General features: G+C 44.3%; 14 protein-coding genes. 4 read left to right on the top strand and 10 right to left on the bottom strand.

Annotated features, from left to right (window positions below):
• Positions 1-55 precede the first annotated feature (55 nt).
• Together GBV73_RS09240 and GBV73_RS09235 are read right to left on the bottom strand one after the other, a co-directional pair.
• Positions 56-448, bottom strand: coding sequence for a hypothetical protein (locus GBV73_RS09240; RefSeq protein ID WP_318780044.1), 393 nt, complete (start codon positions 446-448; stop codon positions 56-58).
• 3 nt (positions 449-451) lie between these two features.
• Positions 452-631, bottom strand: a complete 180-nt coding sequence (locus GBV73_RS09235; RefSeq protein WP_152880935.1) for a KH domain-containing protein — start codon at positions 629-631, stop codon at positions 452-454.
• A 379-nt stretch (positions 632-1,010) separates the two neighbouring features.
• Here GBV73_RS09235 and GBV73_RS11420 point away from each other — a divergent pair, with 379 nt between their 5' ends.
• Positions 1,011-1,490 (top strand): M20/M25/M40 family metallo-hydrolase, encoded by a 480-nt coding sequence (locus tag GBV73_RS11420; protein ID WP_152880933.1) that lies wholly within the window; start codon positions 1,011-1,013, stop codon positions 1,488-1,490.
• Between the two features lie 179 nt (positions 1,491-1,669).
• Here GBV73_RS11420 and GBV73_RS11180 read toward each other — a convergent pair whose 3' ends face one another.
• From GBV73_RS11180 to GBV73_RS09215, 4 genes are read right to left on the bottom strand one after another with little or no spacing between them, the layout of a single operon-like run.
• Positions 1,670-1,846, bottom strand: a complete 177-nt coding sequence (locus GBV73_RS11180) for a hypothetical protein (RefSeq protein WP_172967221.1) — start codon at positions 1,844-1,846, stop codon at positions 1,670-1,672.
• Between the two features lie 43 nt (positions 1,847-1,889).
• On the bottom strand, positions 1,890-2,558 hold the full coding sequence (locus tag GBV73_RS09225) for a TraB domain-containing protein (protein WP_042698538.1): 669 nt from the start codon (positions 2,556-2,558) through the stop codon (positions 1,890-1,892).
• Complete coding sequence (locus GBV73_RS09220) at positions 2,536-3,456, bottom strand: ribonuclease Z (RefSeq protein WP_152880931.1); 921 nt, start codon at positions 3,454-3,456, stop codon at positions 2,536-2,538. The genes GBV73_RS09225 and GBV73_RS09220 overlap by 23 nt, the downstream gene beginning before the upstream one ends.
• A 35-nt stretch (positions 3,457-3,491) precedes the next feature.
• Positions 3,492-4,739 carry a hypothetical protein gene (locus GBV73_RS09215; RefSeq protein WP_152880929.1) on the bottom strand — a complete coding sequence of 416 codons (1,248 nt, stop codon included), beginning with the start codon at positions 4,737-4,739 and terminating at the stop codon, positions 3,492-3,494.
• A gap of 158 nt (positions 4,740-4,897) precedes the next feature.
• On the opposite strand from GBV73_RS09215, the gene GBV73_RS09210 reads away from it, so the two are divergent.
• Both GBV73_RS09210 and GBV73_RS09205 read left to right on the top strand, forming a co-directional pair.
• Entirely contained in the window at positions 4,898-5,854 is a 957-nt protein-coding gene (locus GBV73_RS09210; protein WP_152880927.1) for a tetratricopeptide repeat protein, read from the top strand.
• A gap of 24 nt (positions 5,855-5,878) precedes the next feature.
• The gene (locus tag GBV73_RS09205; RefSeq protein WP_152880925.1) at positions 5,879-6,772 is read left to right on the top strand and encodes a GNAT family N-acetyltransferase; all 894 of its coding nucleotides are present in this window, start codon (positions 5,879-5,881) and stop codon (positions 6,770-6,772) included.
• Here the strand turns inward: GBV73_RS09205 and mobA are convergent.
• Positions 6,750-7,337 carry a molybdenum cofactor guanylyltransferase MobA gene (gene mobA / locus GBV73_RS09200; RefSeq protein ID WP_152880923.1) on the bottom strand — a complete coding sequence of 196 codons (588 nt, stop codon included), beginning with the start codon at positions 7,335-7,337 and terminating at the stop codon, positions 6,750-6,752. The genes GBV73_RS09205 and mobA overlap by 23 nt on opposite strands.
• A gap of 129 nt (positions 7,338-7,466) precedes the next feature.
• On the opposite strand from mobA, the gene GBV73_RS09195 reads away from it, so the two are divergent.
• Positions 7,467-8,486, top strand: coding sequence for an adenylosuccinate synthetase (locus tag GBV73_RS09195; RefSeq protein WP_152880921.1), 1,020 nt, complete (start codon positions 7,467-7,469; stop codon positions 8,484-8,486).
• Positions 8,487-8,525: 39 nt separating this feature from the next.
• Here GBV73_RS09195 and GBV73_RS09190 read toward each other — a convergent pair whose 3' ends face one another.
• The 3 genes from GBV73_RS09190 to GBV73_RS11415 form a co-directional block, all read right to left on the bottom strand.
• Positions 8,526-8,789, bottom strand: coding sequence for a hypothetical protein (locus tag GBV73_RS09190; RefSeq protein WP_253910346.1), 264 nt, complete (start codon positions 8,787-8,789; stop codon positions 8,526-8,528).
• Between the two features lie 154 nt (positions 8,790-8,943).
• Positions 8,944-9,720, bottom strand: coding sequence for an alpha/beta hydrolase (locus GBV73_RS09185; protein ID WP_152880937.1), 777 nt, complete (start codon positions 9,718-9,720; stop codon positions 8,944-8,946).
• A gap of 35 nt (positions 9,721-9,755) precedes the next feature.
• The gene (locus GBV73_RS11415; protein ID WP_225806892.1) at positions 9,756-9,863 is read right to left on the bottom strand and encodes a TrmO family methyltransferase; all 108 of its coding nucleotides are present in this window, start codon (positions 9,861-9,863) and stop codon (positions 9,756-9,758) included.
• Positions 9,864-9,952 lie beyond the last annotated feature (89 nt).

The raw sequence follows: 9,952 nt of genomic DNA, 5'->3' as shown, positions 1-9,952 counted from the left end.
ATACTGCACACCCTTATTACAAACAATGACACAAAAATATATAAACTTTACGATTTTAACCATTTAGAAAACAGCCCACTAAAATGTTTGTTGCTGGTCCTGCGATGCTTATTTTTCCATGAACCTCCCTATCTTCCCAGCCAGTATAGAGAGAGTAGACCTGAACTGCCCCCACAGCGGCAAATATAAACCTAAAGCCCAGGAGCTTGTTTAATATTCCCATCAAAAGAGCGAGCATTATTCCCGTGTCCCACCTTCTATAAATTGCGTAGTAACCATACCTTCTGGCAACCTGTCGGTGGGCAATCTCGTGGAACACAAACGCCGTAAATATTCCCAGAACAACATAGGGGATTAATCTAAGCTCAAAACCCGAAAAAACGAGGGTAAGAACAATGAAAGATATGGCCAGGTCTTCGAGCTCCTGTTTTCTAAGTCCCAGCGCCATTGCTCATCTACCTCTAATCTCAATCTTCTTGCCAAGCACAAGTTCTGCTGCCTTTACAGCGCTCCCTCCACTCCCTACAGCTATTTTTACCCGATCTTTAGGGACGTAGACGATTAATTTGTCTCCTTCGTACTCGATATCGAGAATTTCAACCTTAAGCATGCGCTTCAGTTCTTCCCTCATTTCCAACCCCCGAAGAAATGTGAAAAGAGGGAATATAAAGTTTAGGGAAGTTAGGACTTCTAGGGCAACATATTCAATGGAGTCAGAACGTTAGAAATAGGAAAAGATAGATATTTTTGTACGATTTAGGGTCGAGTTTACAGTTCCCGAGACTTCATATGTATGGACAGTAGACCCAGTTGTCGTTATTTTCATTGTCCAACACTAAGTGTAAACATTGAGGTGAGTGCTGTAACAGATACTTTGGTGTTATATACCTCCGCATGATGTTCGGACATGCCTTTGTGCCTTTGATGATTGGGCTTGCAGTTGCCATGGGATACGACAGGGTTGTGGGTATCTCGATATCCCTCCTTGGCGCTGCTTAATAGGCGTAGGAATGTTTTTTGTGCAGACTTTAGTTGACTTCCTTATCTGCTCAGGGAGCGGGCAAGCAGTGGCTACGATGCCTATAATGGTTCCACTGGCTGATGTGGTTGGTATCACAAGACAAGTTGCAGTACTTGCATTCCAGTTCGGTGATGGAATAACTAACATCATCTATCCAACGTGTGGAGTCGTTATTAACGGACATTATGATGTAGTTCCCGCAGGTGAAGGCTGGCAGTTTGGCCCGTTCTCAGAGAAAATCATAGACGGGAAGTTATACGGCAGGGGAGCAAGCGATATGAAGGGAGGCATTGCGAGCATTATTGGTACGTTGAGGATTCTCAGCGAGTTTGAAGACAGCTTGGATGTTGGAGTTAATGTGTCGTTAGTTCCAGATGAGGAAATATCTCTTGAAGGAAAACCTTGTTACGGCGGATTATGCAATAATTACCGAACCAACATCGCTGAAAAGCATAGACATCGGATGTAAAGGTGGCTTATGGTTACAGGTGAAAGTTAAAGACAGAGCGGCCCATGCATTAGACTCTGACTTGGAGAAAACGCATTCGAGAAGGGAATACTGCTTGCTAGCCCAGTCTCTTTAATGAATTTTATTCTCTATTTCTGAAAACCAAAAGTTAAAAGCAATAGAGCTAGGGGATTATGGAGCTAATCAAAGTCCCATATCGTTCTTCCTTTGTAGAACATCATAACATAACCGCAGTTTTCACATATCACTATCTTTACCTTATGTGCCGTAAAACCCCACTTGCTGTCCAGCTTTTCTTCTTCAACCTTAAAGCTTGTTCCCCCACAGAGGGGACATTTTAAGTGCTGTCTTTCCATAACATCACCCAATGTGGTTCTACTTCATTGTATAAAAGTCCTTCTATTCTTTGTAAGAATTCAAAAGCTTTTCTATGCCCTTTTTGTGTCCAAGACCCACCACTGCTACTACTTTTGGCTTTTTGACTCCTCTCCTCTTGAGCTCGTCAACAATTGCCTTCAGGTTCTTTGCCATTATCTCGTTTCTTTCCTCCACGAGAACCCTAAAAATGTAGGGATAGCGGATTCTAAAGCGATGCATCATCACCTTATAGCTCTCCATTATATCCTCTTGGCTTTCTGCTCCGGGTGCAATTGGGAGAAAAACAAGAGAACTCTCGAGCAGGAGGAGTATCTTCTCTCTCAAAGGTGCTCTGAGAAGCTTTCCCATAATACTTTGGATGTCTTCGTCGATTAAATACAGTGGAACTCCGAGGAGATATGCCGTCTGAATTGCCTCTATCATTTCTCCTCCGGGCTTCATGCCGAATTCTTCTCCAATCTTTTCCTCAACTTTCATGAGGATGTATCCCAAAATGGCTTTCTTTCCGAGCTTTACCGCTTCTTGAAATGTCAGCCGCTTTGGAGATTGAAGGGCATAAAACCTTTGCCTATCAAGTTCTATAGCAATTGCATCGGGCTTTTCTCTTAGTATAAATTCCCTAACATCCCTTCTGCTTTTTGGAGAAACATGCATCGTCCCTATTATCTTAACGTAGCGAAGATAGCTCATACTCTTCACCGACCCTAAGAACATCGAAGTCTTTGGGTATTATAAATCTAAGCCCGCAAAGTTTTTTCGCTCCTTCCTTGTATTCCTCGTACGTGTATCTGGGGGCTCTGTGAAAGAGGACGAGGAGTTTGGCCTTTGCTTTTTCCGCGGTTTTGCAGGCCTCCGAAACCGTTGAGTGATAACTTTCTCCCCTATCCTCTTCGCTGAGGTAGGTTGCCTCGTGAATTAAAACATCTGCCTTTTCAGAAAAGAGCTTCACTCTCTCGCAGGGCTCGGTATCGCCGGTATAAACAACTTTCACCCCTCTCTTGGGACTTCCAGTCACATCTTCAAGGTGGATAACCTTCCCCTCGATTTCGACCTTTCCTTTTGTCTCAAGCTCTTTCATCCAGGGGCCGGGCCTTAGGCCGAGCTCTCTGATTTTATCGAGGTCGAAGCTTCCTCTTTTGTTTTTCTCCTTGAAAACGTAGCCCAGTGCCGGAACACCGTGCTCAACTTTGAAGCTCCATATCTCGTAGTTTTCAAACTTCAGCCTCGCTTCCCCGAGCTCGTGAATGTGTATGTCAAAGCTTGGCCTGAAAAATCCACTTTTCAGGTAGTTTTGAATGAATTCAAAAGTGTACTTTGGACCATAAATGTGAAGGGGCTTTTCCCTGTTCCAGAGAGTCATTGTTTGAATAAGGCTCATCAGACCGAGATAGTGATCGCCATGAAAATGGGTTATGAAAATTTTCTCAATCTTCATGGGGCTTAGTTTGGCTATGTTCAGTTGCCTTAGAGTGCCTTCGCCAACGTCCCAGAGGATAATCTCCCCGTTGTATCTCAACGCTATAGAGGGCACGTTTCTTTCTTTATTGGGCATTATGCCACCAGTGCCGAGGAAAATAACTTCAAGCATGATTTGTGATTGGCGGAAGAGTTTAAAAGGTATTCTCATAATGCTTGCTTCCTTTTCTCACGTATCCACAATGCTATGGCAAGTACCAGTGCCAATGTTGAAATCCCGAGGGCAATATCTGCTTTTCTTTCACTCGGTAGCACCACATAGTAGTCGGGATTTCTGTATAGGGATGCATCAAGACTTATCAGGGAAATATTATTTCCAAAATACAAGAACCCAACTGGGGAGTTTACCATCTCGCTGAAGGTAGCTCCATCAACCTTAATCTGCAGGAATCTCCTTCCATCGGGGACTCTAATCAAGGATACCTTTAAATTGTGTATTTTCTTCATTGGGAGCAGGGAGCAATGCTTCTTTTTGCCATAATATAGTGTGTATAGCTCGGCACAGACTTCATTACGTTTTATTGATATTCTTGATGCCTTCTCGTTGCCAAAGTCGAAAACTAACACTTCTCCTTCACCTTTTACTTCAAACCATGCCTCAATATCTCCTCCGTCCCATAACATAGCGCCAAGAGGATAATCAAGATATGTGTAACCCCGTTCGTCTTTAATCAAGAGATCTCCGTTAATTTGCTCCCTTTCTCGAGCATAATAAGCGGTTGCACTTACTCCAGTTCCGGGTGGGATGTTTAAAGTTAGCGCTACCTCCCCATTTATGTCTCCACCCGGTACCCATGCCCAGCCCTCCTTTACTGGCACTGTGAAGTTTTTTGTCCCATTCTCCCATTCTAATATTCCCGAAACCTCCTTTCCTTTGTAGTTGTAGAGCTTTACTTCGATTCCTAAAAGCGTCCCTGAGGCATTGAACCTTAGTTTCGAGGAAGAGTTTTTGGATGCGGTGCCTTTCCATCGCAGCTCAATCACATTTCCGACCTTAACGCTGAGGTCTCTAAGCCTATAGGGGTCAAGTACCGCATTAATTCTATAACCTGCAGGCATTACCCCACAGGAAAAGTTTGGAGAGAGATAAACAATGAACCTATCATAAAGCTTTAGTGGGACTGTTATGTACAGAGTTCCCCCAATCCACTCGATTTTTGCAGACCCCTCTTTTACAACCTCTCCATACCGGTAAACTCTATAGCTCGCCGAGACATTGCAACTTTCATTGGACAAGAAGATGAAATCAACCCATTCGGCTCTGTACTCCGGTGGTACCTCCGCGTGGAGGGGATTTGTGAATTCTCCTTCAATAACTTTCAAACGCTCAATTCCCTCAACCTGAGCAGGATAAAAGAGCAGGAGGATAAAAATCAAGCTTAGGAATTTCTTCATCTTCAATCCCTCACCGGAGAGTTGAATTTTGCATTGGGCGATAGGGTTTTAATCCTCATAAGTCTTCTGCAAAACCTTGGACGGTTCTGACAAAACAAAATGGGAACATGCGTAAAGTTAAAAGGTTCCATGGCGTAATTTCCTTGAGGTGTATTAATATGGAGGAACTACTTAAGGCAATTCAGGAGAAAGACTGTAAAAAGCTAGCAAGCTTGCTTTATTACAAAATTGACGAGCTGAGTGAAGAAGACCTGCGAGAGGTTCTTGAAAAGGTTGAAAAGCTCGCCCTGGAGTGCAAAGACTACGAGCTGTATAAGCTTGTTGTATATTACTTCTTGGAGTTCTTGGGTGTCGATAAGGTTGAGGAGTTCGAAAAGCTTGCTGAAGAGGAAGACAGCTTTGAGGCCAAATACCACCTTGCAGACCTTTATTACCTTCTGGGTGAATTAGAGAAATCACTTGACCTCTACAGAGGGCTGCTCGAAGAGGAAACCGAGAAAGGTAACTTGGAAAATATCGCTAGGATTTACTACAACATGGGACTTATCCATGAAGAGCTGTTAGAGTATGAAAAAGCATTAGAGCTAATGGACAAGGCAGAAAAAGCCCTGGAGGAGCTTGGAAAAGAAGAGGACGTTAAGCAAATAAGGATTTACAAAGCTTACATAACCTTTGAGATGGGAGAGACAGCAAAGGCGAAGGCTGAACTTGCCGAGCTTCTTTCACAAAACCTAGACGACAGGTTAAAATCTCAGATACACCTTGTCTTTGAGGAGATATTTGAAGATGAGGATAACTACGAAGCGGCCCTGCATGAATGCCTCTATGCAATGCTCTGTGGAAGGGGTAGCGAGTACTTTGACGTTGCATTTGATGCCCTGATTGATGTAGTGTGGCAGATGATGCTGGAAGACAGGTTTGAGGAGATTTACAACAACATAGACATGTTTGCCAGAGCATTCCCGGAAATGAAGGAGTTCTTTGAAGGAGTGAAAGCCGTTGCCCTGTACAAGGACGGCAAGATCGGAAGGGAGGAGGTTAGTGAGTACATAACCAAAATAAAAGATAGGAGACTTTTGGATCTTCTGGAATTCCTAAGCGAGGCGGAGCTTTAATTTTTCATCTTTTTTGGTGATTTTATGAAGGTAAGGCTAGCAACACTTGACGACTGCGAAGGCATAGTTAAGCTTCACTGTTCCGGAGTTGAGAGATGGATAAAGAAGAGTGAAGGAAGAGAAGCCAGTTATGAGGAGCTTAGCATAGAGGAGCGCTATCTCCACGGCGGCCCCTGGATGAGCATCGAAACCTGTGCAATACACATGAACAACCTCCTTTTAGAGGGGCAGTTTCCTATAGTTGCGGAGGAAAACGGGGAGATAATAGGAAACGGCGAAGTCCTGATCAGTGAAGAGCCCATAGAGAGCAAAATTAGAAAAATTGCCCACATAGACGTACTTGAGGTGCATAAAAACTTCAGAGGCAAAGGTGTGGGCAGAGCTATTGTTGAATTTGTCGAAGGGTTGGCCCGTGAGAAAGGCTGTGAGCTGGTTACGGTAACCCCGGAAAAATCGGCAATCGGCTTCTACGAAAAGCTCGGCATAAGAGATGTCCTTTACAGTGCGGGCTTTGTGGAATTTGACTTGAGCTCTTTTCCCGGTAGTGAGACAAAGCCGGAGGTGTTTGAATTCTCATGGGGAGATGTTAAGGGTCTAGAAATGGTCGCGGGAAAGTTTCAAAGCTCCTACCACCACTGGTTCGTGGCTTTCAGAGATAAAATAGCCGGGATAGATGATAGGGTTTATTTTGAAAGTGGAAAGCTGGGGAAATCTTATTATGTTCTCGAGGAGGCCTATTACGATAGCTCTGTTGTTACAGGCTACTTGTGGGGAAGAAAGGAAGACATTTCTCTTCTGCTTGCCAGAGCAAAGGAGCTTGGCTTCAAAAAGCTCCGCACGATAATTGAAAAAGAACTTGTGGAGAAGTTTAAGCCGAGAGTGCTTGACAGCGTTATTATACTCTCGAAAAGCCTTTAATCTTTTTTAAATCTCTTTTGGTGTTTATGTTAAAGAAGCTCTCACGCCATTTTTCGGGGAGGGATTCTATCTCTATGTAGCAGGGATTGCAGAGCCTTATTGCTTCATTGAGCATGTACCTTCCTCTGGCTATCTGCTTCTCCAGTATCCCCAAGAAGGTTTTCGAATATGCCGCATGGAGGGGCTCGAGATAGCCGTTTTTCCATTTTGGGACGCAGACTGAGGGTTTGAGCTTGCAGAACTTCGCCATGATGTAGTCAACGAATTCGGGCTTTATAGCGGGCATGTCTCCGGCTATTACAAAAACATCACCCAGCTCCCTTAGAGCGGTGTAGAGCCCTCCAATTGGGCCTATCTCAAGTTCGTCAACGATGACCTCGAAGCCAAGCCCTTCAAAGACCTCTTTTTTCTCTCTTGAAGCTACTATCACTGCTTCGTCTATTCTCTCTGCTTTAAGAACGTTTTCTATGGCGTGGAGTATCAAAGGCTTTCCACTAACCCTGTAAAGCAACTTCTCCTCTCCAAAACGCTTTGCTTTTCCTCCGGCGAGCACAGCGGCAATCATCTTGGATTCCTTGTGAGGGGTAAGGGCTGAGGTATATTAAGTTTTTTGCATCTTTGTGTCAATTTCTTGTCTTTAGCTTAATCGTAACTGTTTTAAAGGTGTCATTCTCTTAACTATGGGTAAGGAGCCATGCCAAGCTACATCGTCGTTGGTGGTCAATGGGGAGATGAAGGAAAAGGCTCAATAATCGCATATCTTGCAATGCACGACAAGCCAGAGGTCATAGCAAGGGGAGGAGTAGGGACAAACGCAGGGCACAGCGTTTTTGTAAACGGAAAGAAGTATGCAGTAAGACAGCTTCCCACAGGTTTTGTGCACAAAGACGCAAGACTTTTGGTTGGGGCTGGAGTTTTGGTCGATCCGGAGGTTTTCTTCTATGAACTTGAGCATCTGAAAGATTTCAACGTTAAAGAGAGGGTGGGGATTGACTACCGGTGCGCTATAATAGAGCCAGAGCACAAGGAACTTGACAGAACAAACAGCTATCTCCACGGGAAGATAGGAACTACCGGCTCCGGTTGTGGTCCGGCCAATGCGGACAGGGTATTAAGAAGAGCAAGACAGGCAAAGGACATTAAAGAACTTGAGCCTTACTTAACAGACGTTGCGGCCGAAGTTAACGATGCCCTTGATGAGGGTAAGCTCGTTTTAGTGGAGGGAACGCAGGGGTTTGGGTTAAGTCTTTACTTCGGCACATATCCCTACGTTACCTCAAAGGACACCTCCGCTTCAGCAATAGCAAGCGACGTTGGACTCGGGCCAACAAGGGTTGATGATGTTATAGTAGTTTTTAAGAGCTTTCCAACGAGAGTCGGGGCGGGACCGTTTCCAACGGAGATGAGCCAAGAAGAAGCCGAGAGGCTGGGATTGGTCGAGTACGGCACAGTTACAGGAAGGAGGAGAAGAGTGGGATGGTTTGACTTCGAATTTGCAAGGTATTCTGCAAGGATTAACGGTGCGACAATTTTAGCGATAACCATGCTCGACAAGTACGACAAGGACGCCTTTGGAGTTACCGACTTTGACAAGCTTCCAGCAAAAGCAAAGGAATTCATTGCAGAAATAGAGGAAAAAGTCGGAGTGCCGGTGGGTCTTATAAAGACAGGGCCGGAGCTTGAGCACATCATTGACTTAAGGGAGAACATTTAGCGCAAAAACTCTAAGATTTTGCTTTTGGCCTCTTCTTTTTCAAGTTAAGAGAGCTCTGTGGGCTAGTTTGAGTTCATCGGCACTTCTCTTTAAAAGAAGTCCCAAAAATTCCCGCCAGTCTATTTTGTACCTTTCATAGTCCCATCTAATCTTCTCAAAAAGTTCTGGGTAGTGTTTGATATACTCTAACCAACTACTTGTACTTCCGTCCCAACGTTTGAGGAAAGATGAAAATGTGTCGATTAGCATTACACTCCCCAAGCCTTTTTCTTTAAGTTCGACTTTAAGTTTGTATGTGAGCAACTCTCTTGCTTTGGGTTTTGAGAGTCTAAAGGCTAATAAAAACTCTCCATATCTAAGGGCGATGCTTTTTCATTTACATCATCTTTTAACTTTTCATTGGGTACTCTCTACAGCCAAAGCAGAGTCTACCTCATTTTCAAGCCCAATTCTTTCTCTATTTGGAAGAATGAGCAATAAGCCACTCCACTATTGTCATGTGGAATTCCTCGCCCCATTCGGGGTCTTCAAAGATTTCATGGTAGGCTCCTTTGAATTCTTTCAGTGCTTTGTCATCTACTTTAAGCTCCACGAAGAGCTTTCTTGCTCCCTCTGGAGGGGTTATTACATCCGCCGTGCCAACAAGCAAAAGTACAGGCACCATTATTTTATGGGCTTCTTTGTGTGCACGCTCCATGTTGTCAAAGATACTCATACCAAGCTTTGCCGAAATCCTGTCGTGGACTAGGGGATCTTCGACGTAGCGTTTAACTGTTTCGGGATTTCTAGAGAGGAGCTTCGGATCAAGGCCGTTGGAAAGGGTTAGACCGGGAGTTATTTTTCCGAGAACTTTAGCAAGGGCGACCATGAAGCTTGGTGTTTTCGGACTTTTTGCGAGGGCAGGGGAAGAAGCTATAACCCCTCTTATCCTGTTAGGTCTTGTCTCGGCGTATCTTATCACGGTTAATCCGCCAAGGCTGTGACCGAATAGGAAGGGTTTTTCACCTAGTTCTTCAATTATGGAATCAATTATCTCCAGTGCCTCCTCTACGCTCGCATGACCCCGTTTTCCTCCACTTCTTCCATGGCCAGGCCAGTCAAAGGTATAGACGGCGAAGCCCTCTTCAGTTAACATTTTTATTAGCTTGCCATATCTTCCACTGTGCTCTCCAAGGCCATGAACTAGGACTACCCACCCTTTTTCGGGGGTTCCGAACTTTGCCTTGTATATCAAACTGAACACCCAAAAAGATAGATAACAAAAGAAACTTAAATCCCTTTCGGATAGTCAAGCTCTTTCACGAAGGGCTTTATATCCACTATAGGAGTACCATCAAAGGCGTCTATCTCAGTGATAAAGATTCTTGTCCCCTTTATTTTTTTCTAATGGGGGCGTGTTTAGTTTCACCCCCTGTTATTTAAACAGTATTTGACTCTGAGGAGGATTTTCAGACCATAACACATTA

Source organism: Thermococcus sp. 101 C5, assembly GCF_009372125.1.
Classification (GTDB): Archaea; Methanobacteriota_B; Thermococci; order Thermococcales; family Thermococcaceae; genus Thermococcus_A; species Thermococcus_A bergensis.
Note: the sequence above shows the minus strand (reverse complement) of the source record. Positions and strands in the feature narration are given on the sequence as shown.